The following is a 21,527-nucleotide window of genomic DNA, read 5'->3' on the forward strand; positions in this document are numbered from 1 at the left end:
GTTAGTTCAATAATAAACTACTAATCTTCTAGATCATCAGGCTCGGTTTCAACTTCAGGGTCTACTTCCACTTTACTTCTACCGAACAAGGTATGAAATTGTTTTGGGGTTAAGGTTTTATTTTTATATTTTACCCAAGTTTTTTCTTCTGCGGTTGTTGGTGATAGCTCTCCTTGACACACTTTTAAAAACTGAGTTTCAATATCATTTATTGGCGTTCTTTTACCATCAGCTAATGCCAAGAATGCAACGCCGTGATTTTCTAACAGCGAGACCTCTTTTAAAGAATAGTCCCCTGAACGACTTATCCCCCGTGGGTAGTTAACATCATCATAAAACTTACGGCTTGTTTGGAAACTCTCTAAAGAATGGTTAGTTGTACTCATAATATTTCCCAAAAAAATCAACAAATATAATTAGCGAATTTTTATCGTAAATACAATTAAAAATCAATATAAAATTAAGATAAAAAAAGTATAAAATAAATCAGTTGAAGATTGAAGGTTTCAGCAATCTCAAACCCCAAATTATGTGTTAATAAACCAGTTGTTGACTGAGGACAAATGCAATAGGCTTGGTATAATACAACTTATTATTAATAAACGAACCAGTAGTATGCCAATGGAAAAAAATAATATCAGTGGGCTTTATCAGTACTTAGATAGCTTGTTTGAGCAAGATGTTGACAGTGATACCTTATTTGCGAGTAGTTATGTACGTGGCTTTATTGCGTTAGCCGCATCTGATCAGGGAGATGAACAACAGATGATCACGGCTTTATTAGTTGATAACATCAGTGAAAAGCTAGCAAAGGCTAAAATAGAGTTGAGCCCACAAGATCAAGTGATAGTGCAAAATTTTTGGCTAAGTTTGCAGAAAAAAATAGACTGGGTAAGTTAACGTTTTCGTTTAACCATATCTCTAATAATAAAGCGATTAGGGCTTAAATTAAACAGCATTGTATTGTCAACAGGATAAGGGCTGCCACATAAGTCTGCCGCTAAAATATCTGCTGCTAGCGGTGCTGAACACAAACCACGTGCGCCAAAGCCCATCATTAGATACAAATTGTCAATAACGGGGGCTGGTTGTGAATATTTCCAGTTTTTATCTTTTGCTAAATGTGGGTACTGCTTTATATGCTGTTCAATATCGGGCATTGGCCCAACGACGGGTAAATGATCGGGGGTCATACACCTTAACCTAGATTTACTGGTGGCAATGTCAGGTGTATTCCAATTAATGTCTTGTGCCAACTCGGGTAAACAAGTTGATAACATCTCAAGATTGAATTGATCTTCTTTTGGGCAGGGGGAAACACGCTTGCTGTTTTTGTTAAAGGTAGCACCAATACAATGTATTTGTTTGTGGCTAGGAGTTAAATAGCCTTTATGGCAAAGAACGGTAGCAAGTTTACCAATATGCTCATTGCTTTTCATACTGGTCACTTGCCCTTGCACTGAGCTAAAAGGCAGCTGATTGACCCAATCAAAATCAATCATGTCTGCGCCGCCACAAACAACAACCACATTTGCGGATAATTCACCTTTGTTGGTACTTAATAACCAATTTTTATGATGACTATTTGCTGGTACCTCGGTATTAATTCTTTTAATCTTAGTGACTAGAGTATTATGTTCAATACGGAGCTTACCCGTTGTTTTAGCAGCATTTACTAGTTGTTTAACCGCACCTTGTGGTGATAACCAACCTGCATTGGGTATAAATAAACCACCATAAGGTAAATCTATATTAGCCACTTCACTGGCTTTGTTGGCATCGATGTGATGAATCAACGCCGAAGGCCAAGGTGCTAATTCACTGAATTTTTTATGTTGGTTAACAATACTTTCTTTGTAAGCGATATCTAATAATCCACACCATTGATGCGAAAATGAAAAGCCTTGCTCTATTATTTCATCATATAGCGCTCTAGCACGCCAAAAAGCTTGCTGATAAAAAAGACTGATATCATCGGCTTGTTGGTGAAGTAAGGGATATAAGGCGCCAATAGCGTTACTTGATGCACCTTGTGCAAGTGAGTTGTCTTTACAATATAAGGTGACTTTAATTCCTTTTTTAGTCAATGCTAATGCCGCGCAAGCCGATGCTATGCCACCCCCAATAATACTGACCTGTTGTGGCTTAATGATTTTTGGCCGCTGTTGATAGCCTTTATTTGAAAACGGGTCTTGTTGGAAAATACCCATTAGCATTTCATTTTTATTACCCAGACAAGATATTTTCTTAGTTCGAAAGCCTACCTTTTGCAGCTGACGTTTGACAAAACCAGCGACGGTAAATGTAGCAATTGTTGCTTGTTGTTTAGACAAACGTCCAATGTGTTGAAATAGTAGGTCAGTCCACATTGCTGGATTTTTTGCAGGAGCAAAGCCATCAAGGTACCAAGCATCCATTACCCCTGATTTTTCAGACGGTATTTTGGCAAGCCCAGCTGCGGCATCATCAATAATAATTTTTAGCCTGACTTGGTTATTAAAAAAACTCAAGCTATATTCATTAAGTACTTTATTGCCAGATACAAACTCAGGATACTGCGCTAAAAGCAAATCAGCATAATGTTGCAACTGAGGGAGTGCTTTTAGCGATTTACACAGTTGCATTTTGGTTAAGGGATATTTTTCAATGCTGATAAATTCAACAGTAGTATTCGTATCATTAGGAGCGTTTGCTATTAATTTTTGGTACGCTTGTAAGGTCAATAGAAAATTAAGCCCAGTACCAAACCCGGTTTCACCAATAATAAAATGTTTGCTAGATTGGGCTAACCTTTGGTAAAGGTTATTACCACGAATAAACACTTGTTCACTTTGTTGGTAGCCAGATTCACTATCAAAGTAAATGTCGTTAAATTGCTCAGAAATAGGGGTTCCATCTTGCTTGAAACGTAGTTTAGGGACTGTAATTACGGAGTTTTTCAAAGAAATGTAGCTTAATGATTACTAGGTAGTATTATTTTACGTTAAAATTTACTTTAGATCAGTGTTATTGCATGTTTATTGATTATTATTATGTAAAGAACGTAGATTTTCTTTTAGTAACTATATATTATAGCGTACAAGTGTACGCTGGAGTGTGTTAAAGCTGGAGTATATTTAAATATATACTAGTAATACCAGTTCAGGAGGGTTTATCAAGTATCATAGCCCCAATTTAAAATTTTATATTTAATTTAACAAAATAATGGTTGTTTAAATGAAACGTGTAGTCATCACAGGTATCGGTATTGTATCGAGCATTGGTAACAATGCAGAAGAAGTTTTAGCTTCATTAGAAACGGGAAAGTCAGGTATAACTTATTCAGAAAGCTTTGCTGAGCAAGGTTTGAAAAGTAATGTTTGGGGTAAGCCAGATCTTGATATCAAAGATCACATTGATCGCAAAGCGCTTCGTTTTATGGGTGATGCTGCAGGTTATGCTTACATTGCTATGGATCAAGCCATTAACGATGCTAAGTTGACCGAAGCGCAAGTTTCTGATGTTAGAACGGGCATTGTAGCCGGCTCAGGTGGTGCATCTTCAGCAAATATTGTTGCTTCAAGTGATACATTACGCAATCGTGGTATTCGCCGTGTTGGTCCGTACGCGGTGCCAAAAACGATGTCGAGCACGGTTTCCGCTTGTTTAGCAACACCGTTTAAAATCAAAGGTGTGAATTATTCTATTAGCTCTGCTTGTGCAACCAGCGCTCACTGTATTGGTCATGCTATGGAGCTTATTCAGCTTGGTAAACAAGATGTAGTTTTTGCAGGCGGTGGCGAAGAAGTTGATTGGTCTTTGGCAATGATGTTTGATGGTATGGGAGCTCTTTCTGCGGGTCGCAATGACACACCAGAACTAGCGTCACGAACTTATGACGCTGATCGAGATGGTTTTGTTATCTCTGGTGGTGGCGGTATGGTTGTGGTTGAAGAGCTTGAGCATGCCCTAGCGCGTGGTGCACATATTTACGCTGAAATTGTTGGTTATGGCGCAACGTCTGACGGGTACGATATGGTAGCTCCTAGTGGTGAAGGTGCTGTACGCTGTATGCAGCAAGCGATGGCGGGTGTTGACGGCGAAGTAGATTATCTAAATACTCATGGCACTTCAACGCCGGTTGGCGATGTTAAAGAGCTTGGTGCTATTCAAGAATTATTTGGTGAAAAATCTCCAGCGATCAGCGCAACTAAGGCGATGACGGGTCATGCGCTAGGCGCTGCTGGTGTGCATGAAGCCATCTATTCAATTTTAATGATGGAAAACAACTTTGTTGCTCCGTCAATTAACGTTGACAATTTAGATGAGCAAGCACAAGGCCTAGATATTGTTACTGAAAAACGTGACGCAAAATTGAACTTGGTAATGTCGAATAGTTTTGGCTTTGGTGGCACCAATGCAACGCTAGTGATGAAAAAATATCAAGGTTAATATGAAATAGGGAGGTATTCCCTTAATTTGTGTAATCTCAGATAAACCTAATGCCATATTAAGCTTAATATGGCATTGTTTTTTCTAGCCGCACAGCAACAAACCATTCTATAATGCCCTTTTAATTCTTTAGTCTCTCTTCTTGATGAAAATACTTTTTGACGAAAATATGCCTTATGCCAAAGATTTTTTTAGCGGCTTTTGTGAAGCCGATGAATTAATCCCATTTTCTGGCCGAGAGTTAACTGCACATCAGGTTCGTGATGCTGATGTATTATTGGTGCGCTCGATTACAAAAGTGAATGAATCACTCCTAAAAGATAATAGTAAGATTAGTTTTGTTGGCACAGCTACCATAGGTACGGATCATATAGATAATGATTATCTTGCTAAACGTAATATTGCTTTTCATTCAGCACCCGGCTGTAATGCAATTTCTGTTGCCGAATACGTAATTAGCAGCTTAGTTATTTTAGCTGAACGTTATTTACTTGAGTTAAATCAACTGAGTGTTGGCATTGTTGGTGGTGGTAATACCGGAACGCGTTTAAGTGAGAAACTAACCGCATTAGGTATAAAATACAAAATTTGTGATCCGATCCTTGAGCAAGATCCCAATGATAATCGAGCGTTTGTTTCATTAGATGAAGCACTTAATTGTGATGTCATTTCGTTACATGTACCAAAGGTGTTGGATGGGCAGCACCCAACCTACCACTTGCTTGATAAAACTCGATTAAATAAGTTAACAGCTAAACAAATATTAATCAGTGCCTGTCGCGGTGAAGTTATTGATAATCAAGCGCTATTAGCTCTAAAGCAGCAAGGTCATGGTTTAAAAGTTGTGCTTGACGTTTGGGAAGGTGAGCCTGAGGTGTTAATGCCTCTGATTGAGCATACCGAAATAGCAACTGCACACATTGCTGGTTATAGCTTAGAAGGAAAATCTCGTGGCACTGAAATGCTTTATCAGGCACTATGTTGCCATAGTAAAATTGAACCAAAAACTAAGTTGGTTGATCTTTTGCCCATAGCCAGTATATCTAAGCTAGAATTAACTCAAGAATTTAATCAAATAGTACTAAACCAGTTAGTTAAATTGGTTTACGATGTTAGAAGAGACGATGCAATATTTCGTCAACAATTATCAGTGCAGGGTTTTGATAACCTGAGAAAAAATTACCCAATCCGACGGGAATTTTCAGCGGTGCAGGTAACCTTGTTATCCAACGCCCTAAGTGATGTGCCACATCGCTTAGGTTTTAGTAAAGCTTAGGTTTTACGTGTAATACAAATATCACATAAAAGAGAGAGGAACATGGCACAGAAATTTGACGTATGCATACTTGGCGCAACTGGGTTAGTTGGCAAAACCATTATTGAAATTCTAGAGCAACGAGATTTCCCAATTAATAAATTATACCCATTAGCAAGCGCTCGCTCGGCAGGTGAGTTTATTGACTTTAATGGTGAAAGCATTGAAGTACTTGATGCTGACAACTTTGATTGGAGCCTCGCACAAATTGGTTTCTTTTCAGCAGGTGGCGCAACGTCAGCTAAATATGCACCAATTGCAGGCGATGCAGGTTGTATTGTCGTTGATAATACCTCAGAATTTCGATATGACGATGATATTCCGCTTGTTGTGCCAGAAGTTAATCCACAGGCACTGTCTGAATACCGTAATCGTAATATTATTGCTAACCCAAACTGTTCTACCATTCAAATGATGGTGGCATTAAAGCCTATTTATGATGCCGTGGGAATTAGTCGCGTAAATGTATCTACCTATCAATCAGTTTCTGGCGGTGGTAAAGCAGCCATGGATGAGTTAGCAAAACAAACAGCTGATCTACTAAGTGGTAAGCCGGTTGAGACGAAAAACTTTTCTCGCCAAATTGCCTTTAATGTTATTCCTCAAATTGATGTTTTTCTTGATAACGGTTATACCAAAGAAGAAATGAAAATGGTGTGGGAAACTAAAAAAATATTAGGTGACGACAATGTATTAGTTAACCCAACTGCTGTACGTGTTCCGGTATTTTTTGGCCATGGTGAAGCGTTGCATATTGAAACTAATGCTCCTATTTCTGCTGAAGAAGTTAAAGCACTGCTTGCACAGGCTCCGGGAATTGTTGTTTGTCATAACGACGAAGATTTCCCAACTCAAATTGGCGATGCTAGCGGTAAAGATGAGACTTATGTTGGCCGTATTCGTGAAGATATTAGCCATAACTGCGGTATTAACATGTGGATTGTTGCCGATAATGTTCGCAAAGGAGCGGCAACAAATAGTGTACAAATTGCTGAGCTATTAATAAAAGAGTATTTAAACTAGGCTTTAGCTTAATTCAGCCGTCATTTCAGTATTGCTAATATAGTTGAATTTTAAAATAAAAAACTCACTAGCACTACTTAAGAAAATATCAAACTCGCCGTTAACATTAGATAACTAGTGTTAATTGCGAGTTTTTTGTTTTTAACGTGTAAAAAATTGAGATATTTTTTTTGAATTTGGTATGATTTACTGGTCGTCTAGCAGTCTGTGTAAGCTGAGAGAGTTAAAGGTGGAATGAATTTTGCTTTAACTTATAATGATTTGTGCCGTTATCTTTCATCTTAATTTTGTCAAATAACTGACAATTAGCTAATTTTGTAAAAAAATAATAATTAGGGAACTTTGATGCAAAAATTATTACGCCTGTGCCTACGGCAGGTTGTTCTTAGCATATCAATAGCTAGCATGCTTACTACTGGTATTATTTCGCTAAGCGTTATAAGTATTAGTTTGCCGGCGTTTGCCCAAGAAACTCCTGTTCAAGAGCGTGGCGTACGCATGCGAGGCCCTAAAAGTAGCGATGTTTTTCCCTATGAGCGCTATGGTCCAATCAATACGCGGGATACCCTATGGAAAATCGCGTTAACGGTTCGCCCTGACAGTCGTTTAACTGTTTATCAAGTGATGCAAGCCTTGTATCAAGCAAATCCAAATGCCTTTGTTGAAGGTAACCTTAATCATCTGGTGGAAGGACAGTACTTAAAGATCCCATCGTTTGACCGCATGATGTCGATTAATGACAGTGTGGCTCAGCAAAAATCTCAAAAAGATGATGAAGCATGGCAAAAAAAATTACCTAAAAGAAAAACCTCGAACTCAGCCCCTGTCGACAGTGTTAATAAAAAAGACTTAGATACTGTCAAAGTCGAAATAAATGATCAATTAGAAAAAATTGATAATAAACAACAAGTTCGTTTAGAAAGTATTCAAAAAGATGTTTCAGATTCTATTGATGGTTTACAAGCCATTTTAAAGGAGAATGAAGCATTACGTCAGCGTTTATCATCATTTAATAGTCAGTTAGGTGTAATGCAAAAGGAAGTGGCTAAGAGCGAAGAAATTAAAGCTCAAATGGATGATATGATCAAGTTACAACAAACGTTACTTGCCAAAGCACAAGCAAGGGAACAAGAGTTGTTACTTGCTAAGCAACAGGCTGAACTTGAAAAAAACAATATCTTTTCTAGCGTTTGGTTTACCGCATTATTAGCTATTTTACCTGCGGTACTAATATTGCTTATTTTTGCGCTAATTTATAGAAAACGCAAAGCCGCTGCCAATACACCAGAGATATCAGTAGAAGCACCCCTTGAAACACCGCCAGAAAAGGCCTCTGAAACCAAAGCTCAGGACAACACTGAAAAATCAGCCGCACCAACCGAAGAATCAAAAGATGAAGAGCTTTCAGTCGACGAAGAACTCTCTTTAGATGATGATTTATCCGTAGACTTGCTTGAAGATGACGATGATGTGATTCACTTAGATGAAAGTGACGATGACGCGTTAGATGATCTTGATGATTTAGATGATATTTTACTTGATGAAGACAATGATGCACTAGACGGTGGTGAAGTCGGCCAAGATGATTTGGATGACCTGCTTAATGATGTAGAGGATGAAGCGCTCGCCGCAGGTGAAGTTGCTCAAGATGATTTAGATTCACTGTTATCTGAAGTAAATGAACTTGCTGCTGAGGACGATGATAAAGATGAGCCAGAGTTAGATCAAGATGATCTGGATTCATTATTATCAGCAGTCGATGAAGAAGTAGTAGATATTGATGAATTAAAAATAGATGAATCAGCAGAAGAAACAGCCGATGCTGAAGTGACAGATCCTGATGATGTTGATGCATTACTAGACTCGATTAATGCCAATGAAGAAGCAGCGCAGGAGGAATCAACTGATGATGATCAAGTTGAAATCTCGGATCCTGATGATATTGACGCTTTATTTGACTCAGTTAATACACCTGCAATACCTGAGCCAGCAGCAGATGCGCAAACAGAAATCACGGATCCAGATGATATTGATGCGCTATTAGATTCAATGAATATTGATGAAGCACCTGCTGCAAAGGCTGAACCAGAGGCTAAACCTGAGCCTAAACCAGAACCTAAGCCAGAACCTAAGCCAGAGCCAACACCTGAGCCAGCAGCAGATGCGCAAACAGAAATCACAGATCCAGATGATATTGATGCGTTATTAGATTCAATGAATATTGATGAAGCACCTGCTGCAAAGGCTGAACCAGAGGCTAAACCTGAGCCTAAACAAGAAGCAAAGCCAGAGCCAACGCCTGAGCCAGCAGCAGATGCGCAAACAGAAATCACTGATCCAGATGATATTGATGCGTTATTAGATTCAATGAATATTGATGAAGCACCTGCTGCAAAGGCTGAACCTGAGCCAGCAGCAGATGCGCAAACAGAAATCACGGATCCAAATGATATTGATGCGCTATTAGATTCAATGAATATTGATGAAGCACCTGCTGCAAAGGCTGAACCAGAGTCTAAACCTGAACCTAAGCCAGAGCCAGCAGCAGATACGCAAACAGAAATCACGGATCCAGATGATATTGATGCGCTATTAGATGCAATGAATACTGATGAAGCGCCTGCTGCAAAGGCTGAACCAGAGCCTAAACCAGAACCTAAGCCAGAGCCAACGCCTGAGCCAGCAGCAGATACGCAAACAGAAATCACTGATCCAGATGATATTGACGCGCTATTAGATGCAATGAATATTGAAGCAGCTGAAACCTCGACTGAAGATATGGCAATAGTGGAAGATAGCCCAGTCGAAATCACCGATCCTGATGATATCGACGCACTACTAGCAACCATGGATATAGAAGATCCTGCTGCGAGTGATGCGCTAGCAAGTGAAGATGAATTGGCCGCCAGTGTACTCAACGATATGCAAGATGAGTTTGCACAAGCTGATGATAGCGAAAACCTAGCAAAAATTGAAAACTTAACAGAGGAATATGTCTCACCACTACTATCAACAGATTTTAGTGATATTTTAGCTAACAACTCAGCCACTTCGTTATCCGAAGATGACTCAACTCAGCAACAAGGACCGAGTGATAATGAGACTGGCGAAGACGAAATTGATATAGATGAACTGATTGCAGAGGTAGCGCAATCGAGTGAGGACTCGCTAGAAAATAATGCCTCAGCGGAAGTTGTCGAACAACCCCAAGCAGAAGAACTGAGTTCTGAACAAGATTCTATTGAAGAAAATTCGAATGAACCTCCCCCCTTAGATACAAGTAATTCTGTCGATAGTAGCGAAGAAAATATTAACATCGATGAAATCATTGCAGATGTTGAGCAATCCCAAGAAGAAACGGATACTGAGGCGAAGCAGGGCGGACTTGAAGACGAGATATTAGCAGATGCGTTTGATGAAGCTTTTGATGAAGATACACTTGTTAAATTGCTAAATGAAGAAGAGTCATCAGCAGAATCACCTTTAGAGACATCAGAGCCTGCAATCGAGCTATCACCCGATTTTTCAGATCAAAATGTTCTTGCTGCGCTGCTTAATGATGAGAATAGCGATGCGGATAATGAAGTAACAGAAGCAAATGAAATTAATGATATTCAAGAACTCAACAATTTAGATTTTGATGAGCTTTTAGCTAATATAGAAGAAGAGTCTAATGTAACTGGTCAACCTGTTGATTTTAATCAGAGCCTTGATGTGGGTGATGAAATCACTTTGGATGACTTTGATAATGTAACAGCAACTAATGAGTTTATACCTAGTGGTACGGGCGAGCCTGTTGACTCAGAAAAAGAGTTTGTTTCAGTTGACTCACTACTTTCTGATAGTCAAGAGCAAGTCAGTTTAGAAGAACCCTATGAAAAAACAGACATAGATGTTGGTTTAAATGATTTTCCTGAATTTACTGATGATGTTAACCATGTCGATGTTGATGCTGATGAGAATGCGGTTGCAGCCAAGTTAGATTTAGCTAAAGTGTATTTAGAAATTGGTGATGAAGATAATGCCCAGGTGATTTTAAAGGAAGTGGCCAAGCTAGGAGATCACAACCAGCAAGCTGAAGCAAGAACACTCTTAAATGAATTTTTACGCCCATCGTAATAAACAGCATTGGCATCGTAGGGTAAAATAATAGATAATGCAGCACTTTTTTAGTCCTTAAACGTAAGTGGGTTAAGGTACTAGAGCAATGTATTAAGAGGTTTGCATGCGTTATGCGTTAGGCATCGAATACGATGGTAAGAATTATTGTGGTTGGCAAAGACAAAAAAATGTTGTTGGTGTTCAACAAAAAGTTGAACAAGCGCTATCGAAAATTGCCAATGAGCCAATAGAGATTATTTGTGCTGGCCGCACAGATACAGGGGTGAATGCTACCAATCAAGTTGTCCATTTTGATACCAGTCAAACACGTAAAGATGTCTCTTGGACCCTAGGTGTTAATACATATTTGCCCAATGATATAGCGGTTACCTGGGTTAAATCCGTTAGTGATGATTTTCATGCGCGCTTCAGTGCTACGGCAAGGCGATATCGTTATATCATTTATAATAACCGGCTAAGACCTGCTATTTTGAGTGCGGGTATTAGTCATTATCACTACCCCTTAGATGAGAAATTAATGCACCAAGGGGCACAACACCTTGTTGGTAAACACGACTTTACTTCATTTCGTACCGTGCATTGTCAATCACATTCTCCAGTTCGTACTATTTATCATTGTGATATAACTCGCCAAGGCGAGTATATAATTGTTGATGTTAAAGCGAATGCGTTTTTGCATCATATGGTAAGAAATATTGTTGGCAGTTTGATGCGTGTAGGCCAATCGCAAGAAAACACTTGCTGGATTAAAGAAATACTTGCGCATAAAAACCGTTGTTTGGCAGGAGAAACGGCTCCACCAGAGGGCTTGTACTTTGTTGAAGTCGATTACCCCGACCAATTTTTATTGCCGAAGCGGCCTTTTGGGCCACTTTTCTTAAGTTAATACTTTATTTTTTACAAAACAGACCAGTTTTTTATATAAAACATAGGCTAAAGTATGGTTTAATTCTCGGTTATATTTATTATCACATTCTACTTAGCTTTTTATGAGTGTATTTCCTCTAAAAAGTTGATTTATATTCGTTGCAATAGGCAAAAATAAAATTATGAGCTGGATTGAAAAAATTCTCCCAAAAGCAAAATCTACCCAAAAACGTAATATTCCTGAAGGCGTTTGGAGCAAGTGTACTTCATGTAATGCTGTACTTTATAAGGTTGAATTAGATAGACAAATATCAGTTTGTCCAAAATGTGACCATCATATGCGTATTAGTGCGCGCAAACGTATTGATAGCTTTCTTGACCCTGATAACCGTCAAGAATTAGGCGAAGAGTTTGAAGCTCAAGATATTTTGAAATTTAAAGATTCAAAACGTTATAAAGACAGACTCTCTGCTGCCCGCAAAAATACGGGTGAGAAAGACGCATTAGTGGTAATGAAAGGAGAACTTCATGGCATGCCAATTGTTGCAGCAGCCTTTGAATTTTCTTTTTTAGGGGGCTCTATGGCTTCCGTTGTTGGTGCACGCTTTGTTGCTGGTGTTGAGTATTGTTTAGAGCACAACTTGCCGTTCGTTTGTTTTTCGGCAAGTGGTGGAGCACGTATGCAAGAAGCCTTGTTTTCACTAATGCAAATGGCTAAAACCAGTGCTGCATTGGCTAAAATGAGTGAAAAAGGATTACCTTATATTTCAGTTTTAACCGACCCGACTATGGGTGGTGTTTCAGCAAGTCTTGCTATGCTAGGCGATATTAACGTGGCTGAGCCCAAAGCGCTGATTGGTTTCGCTGGTCCTCGAGTTATTGAGCAAACCGTTCGTGAAAAGTTACCTGAAGGTTTTCAACGCAGTGAATTTTTACTAGAAAAAGGTGCGATTGACTTGATTGTTGATCGCCGAAATATGCGTGAAACTTTGGCCCGTGTACTGGCTAAATTTATGGGGCAAGTGAGCCCGTTGTAATACCAGCTCTTACCCACTGTTTGTTAAGATATTAAGTTATAAAGAAATTAAGTTGTAAAGATATTAACTTATGCTAAAAGAAACCAAAAGCCACTCGAAAGACTTTCATAGTCTTAGTGAGTGGCTTTGTTATTTAGAAACGATCCACTCTTTTGAAATTGATTTGGGCTTATCAAGGATCAGCCAAGTAGCTCAACGTTTAGCTATTGATTTGAGTTTTGCACAAGTTATTACAGTTGCAGGCACAAATGGTAAAGGAACCACTTGCGCTTTTTTAGAGCATGCATTATTGGCTGAAACCATCAAAGATCATGATAACGCTAATACTTTACAACAAGTAGCCGTATACTCGTCTCCGCATATTGAGCATTTTAATGAGCGATTGCGCATTAATAAGTGTGATGTTGACGATGAAGCCTTTATTGCTGCTTTTGAACAAATAGAACAGGCTAGGGCAGAAATATCCCTGAGTTATTATGAATATACTACGTTAGCGGCCTTTTTAGTCATGATGGCGGTTAAGCCTGACGTTATCATTTTAGAAGTAGGCTTAGGTGGGCGTCTTGATGCAACCAATATCATCGATGCAGATGTGGCTATTATCACCAGTATTGATTTAGATCACCAAGCCTTTCTTGGTGATGATAGGGAAAGTATTGGTTTTGAAAAAGCCGGTATTATGCGTGCCGATCAGCATATTATTATCGGTGATCTGGCTCCGCCACAATCAATGTTAAGCCATGCACAACAAATTAATGAAGCTATCTGCAATGACTCTAGCTCAACTTACACTGATAAAAATCGCCATGCTAACTCTGACAAGCAAAGCCGAGCACAGACTAATAGGGATAATCATTCTGCTATCAATAAAATCAAGGTACGAAATAAAGATTTTTATTTAAGCTCAAAAAACACAAGTGAACAGCAACTTTGGCAATGGCACTGTGTTGATAACGCAGCTGGGGCAACTGAATTTCAACTGACTGATTTGGTGCCTACCCATATTCCACAAGATAATGTTGCCACAGCATTAATGGCCTTAAAACAGTTAGGGGTTAAGTTAACTACCGATAAGGTCAACGCTTTAATTGAAAAAACGAAAGTTGCCGGAAGAACTGAGTTGTTTTCTCGTGAGACGTTGCACGCTAGAAATATTTCGTGTCCATGTGATGTCATGCTTGATGTTGCACATAACCCTCATGCGGGGCGTTATTTAGCCAAAAAAATAACCCAATGTTGTCAGCAAAAAACATATACCAGAATTATAGCTGTAGTTGCTATGCTAGCTGATAAAGATATTGCTAATACGCTCTTACCTTTAACAGATATCATTGACCAATGGTATATTGCTTCGTTAGATGTCCCCAGAGCGGCTAACATTGAGCAAATGACCTCAAACTTGGCTCCTTTTGCTCAATCTATCAATTGTTTTGACAATATCTCTCAGGCATTTAAAATGGCTAGTAACCAAGCTCAATCGACTGACTTAATTCTTGTTTTTGGCTCTTTTTTTACTGTCGCCGAAATAAGAAAGCTACTAATTTAAAAAACACCTATAGTTACTTGGAGTATCGTTTGTCTACACCATTACAAAATCGCCTTGTAGGTACCGTTATCGTCGCAGCCGCGGTGATCATTTTTTTACCTGACTTACTTGATGGCAAGAAAAAATCGAATCAAACTGAATTTGATGCAATTCCTCAAGCACCCACCTTTACTGGAAAAGTTATCGATAAGCCATTTCCACAACAAAAGTTAGTCCGTAAAGAGCAAGTAGCCGTTGAAAATGAACAACCTCAAGATGCGCAGTTATTCACCAAGGAGCAAACCAGTCAAACCGCGTTTGAGGCAAATCAAGCCAAAATAAATAACAGCGAAAAAACTAAGGTGACACCTGCGACTAAAGCTACAAAGATTGTCACTAATATCGCTGAAACAACAAAAAAAAGCGCTATCGACAAGCCCGTGTTAGGACAACAACCGACTAAAGCGGCTAATAAAAAGGCGTGGGTTATTCAGTTGGGGAGCTTTAAGCATCAAACCAACGTCGCAGAATTAGTCACAAAATTAAAACGTAACGGTTATAGTGTTTTTACCAAGCCGATAAAAACCAAACAAGGCACGCTTACCAAAGTCTTTGTTGGGCCAGAACTCATTCAAGCCTCTTTAGTAAAAAAGCTTCCCGCATTGAAAACATTAACCAATGTTCAAGGGAAAATTGCACGTTTTCAGCCAACAAAATAACCTGAGTTTATAAAAATAAAAAAGGCATTTATAATTTGATTCTGGTAGAATGCGCGCCTCTAATCAATGAGAAACTTAAATTATGGTTTGGATAGATTATGCCATTTTGGCAGTAATAGGTGTATCAACACTAATTAGTTTGGTACGAGGTTTCGCAAAAGAAGCTGTATCACTCATTATTTGGGTCAGCGCATTTTTTATTGCCAGTACTTTTTATGCCAATCTAGCCACTCTTCTAACCAATATTTCCGATCAATTCTTACGAAATGCCGCTGCAAGCTCGATTTTATTTATCGCTACCCTAATTATTGGGGCGTTAATTAATTACCTTATCGGGCAACTAGTTAGTAAAACTGGGCTCTCAGGCACTGACCGTATATTAGGGTTAGTGTTTGGGGCGTTACGCGGCGTATTAATTGCCAGTGCTGTGCTATTCTTTATGGATGCATTCACTGGTGTTGCACAAAGTGATTGGTGGAAAAATTCACAACTAATACCTGAATTTAGGTTGGTTGTTGAATGGTTTTTTGAGTATTTCAAGCAATCATCAAGTTTTCTAACGTAACATTAACTATTGATGTTATTAACTAAGTTCGAAGCGGAGTAAAATTCATGTGTGGTATTGTTGGTATTGTCGGTAAAACCCCGGTTAATCAATATTTGTATGACGGATTAACCGTGTTACAGCATCGCGGACAAGATGCAGCCGGTATTGTTACTATTCATGACAACACCTTTCGTCTAAGAAAAGGCAATGGTTTAGTCAAAGATGTTTTCCATACTCGCCATATGTTGCGTTTACAAGGCAATATTGGTATTGGCCATGTTCGTTATCCTACAGCCGGTACGTCGAGTTCATCAGAAGCGCAGCCGTTTTATGCTAACTCACCCTATGGCATCTCGTTAGCTCATAATGGTAATTTAACCAATGCTGATGAGTTAAAGCAATGGTTAAATACTGAAGCTCGCAGGCATGTTAATACCACTTCAGATTCTGAATTGTTATTAAATATTCTAGGCCATGAATTACAACAGTCTGAAAATACCACCTTAACACCCGATGATGTTTTTAAATCGGTAGCCAATGTTCATAAACGTGTCCGTGGTGCTTATGCCACTGTAGCACTGATTATTGGCTATGGTATGGTTGCCTTTAGAGATCCTAACGGTATTCGACCATTAGCTTTTGGTAAGCGAGAAACTGAGCATGGTATTGAATACATGATAGCCTCTGAGTCTGTAGCACTCGATGCTTGTTCATTTGAATTTGTCCGTGATGTAGCGCCGGGTGAAGCCATATTCTTTTCTGAAAATGGTCAAATTCACAGTAGACAATGTGCTGAAAACCCAACCTATACTCCTTGTGTTTTTGAATTTGTTTATTTTGCACGACCAGATTCAACCATAGATAAAATGTCTGTGTATGCTTCACGGGTAGAATTAGGTACTAAGTTAGGTGAAAAAATAGCCAAAGAATGGGAAGATGTCGATATAGATGTTGTTATCCCAATTCCTGAAACCTCGTGCGATATTGCATTACAAATTGCCAAGCAATTAAATATCCCTTATCGCCAAGGGTTTGTAAAAAACCGCTATATCGGTCGTACGTTTATTATGCCAGGCCAAGAGCAGCGTAAAAAATCCGTACGTCAAAAACTTAATGCTATAAGCGCTGAGTTTAAAGGCAAAAATGTACTATTAGTTGATGACTCGATTGTTCGAGGAACGACTTCTGAGCAAATAATCGATATGGCTCGTGCGTCAGGAGCAAACAAAGTTTATTTTGCTTCTGCTGCACCTGAAGTGCGTTTTCCTAATGTGTATGGTATTGATATGCCGAGCGCCAATGAACTGATTGCCCATGGTCGTGATGTTGATGACGTGTGTGATTTGATAGGTGCTGATAAATTAATTTTTCAATCGATTGAAGATTTGGTTGCGGCGGTACAATCAGGTAACCCTGAAATAAAGCGCTTTGATACTTCAGTATTTGACGGTGATTATATTACCAATGATATTGATAATTCTTACCTAGAAAGGCTAGATGCTTTGAGAAATAATACGAGCAAAGAAAACTCAGACAAAAATGCAGACTCAATTATTGATATGCACAATGAAGGCGCAGAATAAATAGTTACTGACATAAACCTCAAGCAGTGGCGAACAGCTTAACTACTGCTTGAGGTTAAAAGTGCTTATGATAAGTACTCAGGGCCAAATCCCAAGGTCCACATTACCGCACTAAATGCCATTATGCCCACCAATAATACTAGGCCACAGGTAACAACTGAGCTAGCGTAAATAAAGCCTCTATCTTCAGGAATATTCATCATAATTGGTACGCCAGAATATAATAAATACACTGAATAACAAACCGCGCCAAGTCCTGCTAAGGTCACAAACCAAAGCACAGGAAATAAAGCAGCCACACCAACCATTAGCATAGGTGTTGCTGTATAAGCAGCAAGCTCTAACGATTGAACAAAACTAGGTGTTGAGTCAAATGTTTTTGCCATCCATTGAATTAAATAGGCAAGGGCAAACACACCAAATACTAAAGCGAAATACATTGCAATTGCCATTAGCTGAGCACTATTTTGGCTAATTTTTATTGGGTCTCCAGCTCCTATAGTCCAGCCGATATGAGCCGCCGCATAATATCCACAAATTGCAGGTATTAATGACACGACTAAAATATGCATCAAACTATACATTAAGCTTTCATGACGTTTCTCAATTGTTTGCCATTCATCTTTTGGATGAGCATACAGCCCCCAGATATGATTTAAAATCATAATAACTCCTCTTACAGTCCCCAATTAATCATTTAACAGTGTGATAAAATTATTTATTGTTATTTGCTAAATGAACGTTCGACATGAGTATTTTTTATTGTCGATATCCTATTTATGAGAGATGGCAGAGCATTCGTCAAGAGCTGATTGAAAAAGCAACGAAAAAAGCGAAAAAAAACCTCTTTTTATATTTATAATGCATATTGGTGCTTTTACTTAGTGCTAAATAGTATAAAAACAAAAATCATTACCATTTAGCTTTGTTGCTAATGTTTTATCGATAATTGTAATCACGAGGTTAGTTAAGCAACTTTGACCCGAACAACTTTCATCGTTTCTATGGTAAATCCGGCGATGCTTTCATTCTCTGGGTAGTAAGTTATATTTACTCGCTGTCCTTGTATGCTTTTATACATCTTTTTTCTTTTGTATTTAAAGGCAACATCAACGCCTTCAAGCATTAAAGTATTGAGAAACCAATCATCACTTTCACGTTGAACATGAGAAGTAACCTTAATATTTTCAGTGTGGGTTAGTTGTTGGTGGCGTTTAATTAACTGCTTTGCGTCTTTATTAACTGGAGAATTATTATTAGAAAACTTAGTCATGATTTAAGTGCTTTGTGCTAATAGGTAGCACTAGTATCTCAATTATTAGCGGTTTAACATAGGGTGATTTTAAAAATGAAGAAAAGCATTTTTCAGTTACCGTGTTTGGTATATAATTTAGCTATTAACTTATTAATTTAATAGTGTTTAATTATGCTCTATCAACTGTTTTGTGATGCGTTAGCTATTGAAAAGTCTGCTAGGGATGATTTTCTTAAAAGCGCTTGTAAAGGTGACAAAGCATTATTGGCTCAAGTTAAGTCGATGTTAGCGAATGACGAATTGAACTCATCTGACAATGGCAATGTTACTTGGTCTGCATTGGGGCAAAGCTCTGTGAGCGAGTTTAATGAGCAATTAATCGGCGTTACTATTAATGCTTTTACAATAGTTGAGTTACTAGGACAAGGGGGCATGGGCAGTGTTTACCTAGCTGAACGACTGGATAAAAAGTTTGAACAAAAAGTTGCCATTAAAATTATACATAACTACTTTGATGAGCTGATTGGCAAGCAGCCGCTGATTCGCGAAGCCAGTTACATGGCGCGTTTAAATCATCCCAACATTGGCAAGGTGTTTGATGCTGGCGTCAGTGAGTCAGGTTTAAACTTTATTATAATGGAGTATATTGAAGGGGTTGATTTTAACGCCTATATTGCACAAACAAGCACAGAATTGACTGGGGCGCTTAGGGTATTTGTAGATTTGTGCAGTGCTGTTCAACATGCGCACCAGCATCAAGTCGTTCATGCCGATCTTAAACCTGAAAATATTTTGGTCGATCAGTACCAGCAAGTCAAAGTATTGGATTTTGGGGTGTCACGACTATTTGATAGTCGTGAGTCTAAAAACTCACCCATTTTAATCGACTATTTAACAGCGATGACCAAAGAATTTGCTGCACCAGAACAATTGCAAGGAGCAGCTGCCAGCGTTTTAACAGATGTATATGCCCTTGGCAAAATATTGCATTTAATTGTTAAGCGCTTTTGTGAAAATTGCAATCGTAATGACTGTAAAGAGTTACAATCTATCGTCAATAAAGCGATCAGCTTAGCCCCTTGTCAACGCTATACTTCAGTAGATTTACTTTGTAATGATGTTGTTCGCTTTCAGCGAAAAAAAATACCAACGGCATTTGCGTGTTCACGTTGGTATCGCTGGCAAAAACTCTGTTTGGTAAGACATCCTTATCTTTTTAGCTTTGTTTTAGTGTTTTTATTTGCATCCGTCTTTTTTATTACTCAACTGCTACAACAAAATGCACAAATAGCGCAAGAAAAATCCCAGTCAGATGCCGTAGTGAGTGGCGTTGAAGACATCTTACGTTTAAGTCATCGAGAAAAATTAAAGTCGAATAACTTATCTGCAGTCACATTTTTAGAAAATGCTTATCAGATTTTAACTAAAGATATTAATGCTGATATTACCGTTAAATCTAGAATTGCATTAATACTAGCAGAGACCTTATTAAGCCAGAGTAAAGAAGCGCTAGCCGAACAAATATATATTGATACTATCAATAGCACTCGAGCACTTGCGGATAAGAGTTTAGTCATTAAAGCTGGAACTGGCTTAGCGAAAATGTACCGAACCACGGTTGCTTATGCACCCTTAGGCACCCAGCATTTAGAGAAAATTTTCCCTTTTATTAATACGCAGCAACCAGCAACGGTAGAGCATGCTATTTTTTATTTGGAATACCTTAGATTTAAAGCAATGGAAACAAAAGATGATGATGAATTTGTTGCCAAAGAGCAACAGCTGATCCGTTATATTAGCAGCCACTTTATTGAGCAGTTAAGTAAAGAGCAGCAGCTTGATATTACTTTAACACAAGTAAAAAATGATTTTTATCGATTGTCGGGAGGAAGGGATGTTACTTTTTTTGGCATCGAAGATGATAAGTTTAATCATATTCATAAACCTATACTAATAAAAGGATTAGAAAGGTTGCAAAAGAGTATACGCCTTATACCTTTAGATGATGTAGTGCGAAGAGCGGAATACACCTTATGGCAAGCTAGACTAACTTATGAACTTGCCGGCACTATACCCGCTGAAAAATTAGCACTACGTGCGCTTAAGCTCTATCAACAAAGTTTGGGTGATAAGCATCCTAAAACTATTAGAGTTTATTTTGTTCTATTTCTAGTAACTGAGCTCGAACAGCCGATGAAAGCTTTTTATTATATTAAGCAGGCCAAGCAATTCATTAATAAAGATAGTTCTCAATTATCAATATGGAGTTGTCTTTATCTAGATAACTTATTAATGACTGGCCAATATAAATTATTTCAAAACGCATCCTTTACGATTAATGATCTTTTGGCTCAAGATATATCAGGTTTTAACTTTGTAGTTTCTTTGTATTTGTATGATTATATTGATTATTTTAATTTTGTCCCCTTTGATGCTATAAGATTATTATATAAAAATAGTTTAAAAGAGGAATTATTAAACTCAAGACCAATTGGGAATGTAGTAGAAATAACCAAAAAAGTTGCCACCTATGCCAAGTCAGATAATATAATTAACACTAGGATTTCTGAAATTGAAGCTAAAATGAATTCAGTTTCAGCAGGCGAACTTGATTATACCACCAAACTTCACTACGCCTGGTTTTTGAGTGTTGCTGGCGATACTGACAATGCAGTAAAGTATATGAACAATTTACAACCTAGTGCCTACAGTTCTCGTGAGAAGAGACACTCGCATTATTTGTTTTTTCAGTTGTTACAAAGAGCGCGAATATATTTGAATGCTAATCAGCCGAGTAAAGCAAACACCGAAATAATGGCGGCAGAAGTCATTCTTAGTCGTCTTTCATTACCTCTTAACAATGGTAACCTCGCTGAATTACTAGTGCTAAAAAGTGAATTAGCTTATCTTCAAGGCAATAAGGCGCTAGCTAAGCAGATTTTTGCTGAGGCAAAACCTATGGTTGAACTACAATTTCCGGCTAAATCATGGTTGGCTGAACACGTAGATCGTTTATCAACACAATATTATTTTTAATATGTGAAGTTTTTCTTTATTTATTTTTGTGGTTTTTTAAGTATTTTACGTTGCTGTCATGTTTGGG

Annotated in this window: 16 protein-coding genes; 12 read left to right on the forward strand and 4 right to left on the reverse strand. The window is 38.3% G+C overall.

The annotated features are described in order from the left end of the window. Window positions 1-20: 20 nt before the first annotated feature. Window positions 21-386, reverse strand: coding sequence for a MaoP family protein (locus ABXG98_RS16405; protein ID WP_353539782.1), 366 nt, complete (start codon window positions 384-386; stop codon window positions 21-23). A 235-nt stretch (window positions 387-621) separates the two neighbouring features. On the opposite strand from ABXG98_RS16405, the gene ABXG98_RS16410 reads away from it, so the two are divergent. Next, entirely contained in the window at window positions 622-900 is a 279-nt protein-coding gene (locus tag ABXG98_RS16410; RefSeq protein ID WP_353539783.1) for a YfcL family protein, read from the forward strand. Here the strand turns inward: ABXG98_RS16410 and mnmC are convergent. Beyond that, window positions 897-2,942 carry a bifunctional tRNA (5-methylaminomethyl-2-thiouridine)(34)-methyltransferase MnmC2/FAD-dependent 5-carboxymethylaminomethyl-2-thiouridine(34) oxidoreductase MnmC1 gene (mnmC, locus tag ABXG98_RS16415; RefSeq protein ID WP_353539784.1) on the reverse strand — a complete coding sequence of 682 codons (2,046 nt, stop codon included), beginning with the start codon at window positions 2,940-2,942 and terminating at the stop codon, window positions 897-899. The two genes, ABXG98_RS16410 and mnmC, sit on opposite strands and share 4 nt — an antisense overlap. Before the next feature lie 274 nt (window positions 2,943-3,216). Between mnmC and fabB the strand changes: the two genes are divergently transcribed. The 10 genes from fabB to purF all read left to right on the forward strand — a co-directional run bounded on the left by fabB (window position 3,217) and on the right by purF (window position 17,169). After that, a complete protein-coding gene (gene fabB, locus ABXG98_RS16420; protein WP_353539785.1) occupies window positions 3,217-4,431 on the forward strand; it encodes a beta-ketoacyl-ACP synthase I in 1,215 nt (404 codons plus the stop codon). A 145-nt stretch (window positions 4,432-4,576) separates the two neighbouring features. Further along, window positions 4,577-5,707 carry a 4-phosphoerythronate dehydrogenase gene (locus tag ABXG98_RS16425; protein WP_353539855.1) on the forward strand — a complete coding sequence of 377 codons (1,131 nt, stop codon included), beginning with the start codon at window positions 4,577-4,579 and terminating at the stop codon, window positions 5,705-5,707. Window positions 5,708-5,749: 42 nt separating this feature from the next. Continuing rightward, window positions 5,750-6,769, forward strand: a complete 1,020-nt coding sequence (locus ABXG98_RS16430; protein WP_353539786.1) for an aspartate-semialdehyde dehydrogenase — start codon at window positions 5,750-5,752, stop codon at window positions 6,767-6,769. Between the two features lie 345 nt (window positions 6,770-7,114). Beyond that, complete coding sequence (locus ABXG98_RS16435; RefSeq protein WP_353539787.1) at window positions 7,115-10,888, forward strand: FimV/HubP family polar landmark protein; 3,774 nt, start codon at window positions 7,115-7,117, stop codon at window positions 10,886-10,888. Between the two features lie 106 nt (window positions 10,889-10,994). Continuing rightward, window positions 10,995-11,777 carry a tRNA pseudouridine(38-40) synthase TruA gene (gene truA, locus ABXG98_RS16440; RefSeq protein ID WP_353539788.1) on the forward strand — a complete coding sequence of 261 codons (783 nt, stop codon included), beginning with the start codon at window positions 10,995-10,997 and terminating at the stop codon, window positions 11,775-11,777. Window positions 11,778-11,940: 163 nt separating this feature from the next. Then, entirely contained in the window at window positions 11,941-12,795 is an 855-nt protein-coding gene (gene accD / locus ABXG98_RS16445) for an acetyl-CoA carboxylase, carboxyltransferase subunit beta (RefSeq protein ID WP_353539789.1), read from the forward strand. Window positions 12,796-12,865: 70 nt separating this feature from the next. Then, window positions 12,866-14,341 (forward strand): bifunctional tetrahydrofolate synthase/dihydrofolate synthase, encoded by a 1,476-nt coding sequence (gene folC / locus ABXG98_RS16450; RefSeq protein WP_353539790.1) that lies wholly within the window; start codon window positions 12,866-12,868, stop codon window positions 14,339-14,341. A gap of 29 nt (window positions 14,342-14,370) precedes the next feature. Continuing rightward, window positions 14,371-15,039, forward strand: coding sequence for an SPOR domain-containing protein (locus ABXG98_RS16455; protein WP_353539791.1), 669 nt, complete (start codon window positions 14,371-14,373; stop codon window positions 15,037-15,039). Between the two features lie 82 nt (window positions 15,040-15,121). Continuing rightward, window positions 15,122-15,604: a CvpA family protein gene (locus ABXG98_RS16460; protein ID WP_353539792.1), complete on the forward strand. Its 483-nt coding sequence runs from the start codon at window positions 15,122-15,124 to the stop codon at window positions 15,602-15,604. A 47-nt stretch (window positions 15,605-15,651) separates the two neighbouring features. Then, on the forward strand, window positions 15,652-17,169 hold the full coding sequence (gene purF / locus ABXG98_RS16465; protein WP_353539793.1) for an amidophosphoribosyltransferase: 1,518 nt from the start codon (window positions 15,652-15,654) through the stop codon (window positions 17,167-17,169). A 65-nt stretch (window positions 17,170-17,234) separates the two neighbouring features. Here purF and ABXG98_RS16470 read toward each other — a convergent pair whose 3' ends face one another. Both ABXG98_RS16470 and ABXG98_RS16475 read right to left on the reverse strand, forming a co-directional pair. Beyond that, window positions 17,235-17,834 carry a Yip1 family protein gene (locus ABXG98_RS16470; protein ID WP_353539794.1) on the reverse strand — a complete coding sequence of 200 codons (600 nt, stop codon included), beginning with the start codon at window positions 17,832-17,834 and terminating at the stop codon, window positions 17,235-17,237. A 302-nt stretch (window positions 17,835-18,136) separates the two neighbouring features. Beyond that, on the reverse strand, window positions 18,137-18,442 hold the full coding sequence (locus tag ABXG98_RS16475; RefSeq protein WP_353539795.1) for a hypothetical protein: 306 nt from the start codon (window positions 18,440-18,442) through the stop codon (window positions 18,137-18,139). A 153-nt stretch (window positions 18,443-18,595) separates the two neighbouring features. Here ABXG98_RS16475 and ABXG98_RS16480 point away from each other — a divergent pair, with 153 nt between their 5' ends. Next, complete coding sequence (locus ABXG98_RS16480) at window positions 18,596-21,460, forward strand: serine/threonine protein kinase (protein WP_353539796.1); 2,865 nt, start codon at window positions 18,596-18,598, stop codon at window positions 21,458-21,460. Window positions 21,461-21,527: the final 67 nt, after the last annotated feature.

Source organism: Colwellia sp. KU-HH00111 (genome assembly GCF_040362745.1).
Classification (GTDB): Bacteria; Pseudomonadota; Gammaproteobacteria; order Enterobacterales; family Alteromonadaceae; genus Colwellia.

Bases quoted from the DNA above. Each gene is read 5' to 3' on its own strand.
- ABXG98_RS16405 (WP_353539782.1), bottom strand. From the start codon at position 386: ATGAGTACAACTAACCATTCTTTAGAGAGTTTCCAAACAAGCCGTAAG.
- ABXG98_RS16410 (WP_353539783.1), top strand. From the start codon at position 622: ATGGAAAAAAATAATATCAGTGGGCTTTATCAGTACTTAGATAGCTTG.
- fabB (WP_353539785.1), top strand. From the start codon at position 3,217: ATGAAACGTGTAGTCATCACAGGTATCGGTATTGTATCGAGCATTGGT.
- ABXG98_RS16425 (WP_353539855.1), top strand. From the start codon at position 4,577: ATGAAAATACTTTTTGACGAAAATATGCCTTATGCCAAAGATTTTTTT.
- ABXG98_RS16430 (WP_353539786.1), top strand. From the start codon at position 5,750: ATGGCACAGAAATTTGACGTATGCATACTTGGCGCAACTGGGTTAGTT.
- ABXG98_RS16435 (WP_353539787.1), top strand. From the start codon at position 7,115: ATGCAAAAATTATTACGCCTGTGCCTACGGCAGGTTGTTCTTAGCATA.
- truA (WP_353539788.1), top strand. From the start codon at position 10,995: ATGCGTTATGCGTTAGGCATCGAATACGATGGTAAGAATTATTGTGGT.
- accD (WP_353539789.1), top strand. From the start codon at position 11,941: ATGAGCTGGATTGAAAAAATTCTCCCAAAAGCAAAATCTACCCAAAAA.
- folC (WP_353539790.1), top strand. From the start codon at position 12,866: ATGCTAAAAGAAACCAAAAGCCACTCGAAAGACTTTCATAGTCTTAGT.
- ABXG98_RS16460 (WP_353539792.1), top strand. From the start codon at position 15,122: ATGGTTTGGATAGATTATGCCATTTTGGCAGTAATAGGTGTATCAACA.
- purF (WP_353539793.1), top strand. From the start codon at position 15,652: ATGTGTGGTATTGTTGGTATTGTCGGTAAAACCCCGGTTAATCAATAT.
- ABXG98_RS16470 (WP_353539794.1), bottom strand. From the start codon at position 17,834: ATGATTTTAAATCATATCTGGGGGCTGTATGCTCATCCAAAAGATGAA.
- ABXG98_RS16475 (WP_353539795.1), bottom strand. From the start codon at position 18,442: ATGACTAAGTTTTCTAATAATAATTCTCCAGTTAATAAAGACGCAAAG.
- ABXG98_RS16480 (WP_353539796.1), top strand. From the start codon at position 18,596: ATGCTCTATCAACTGTTTTGTGATGCGTTAGCTATTGAAAAGTCTGCT.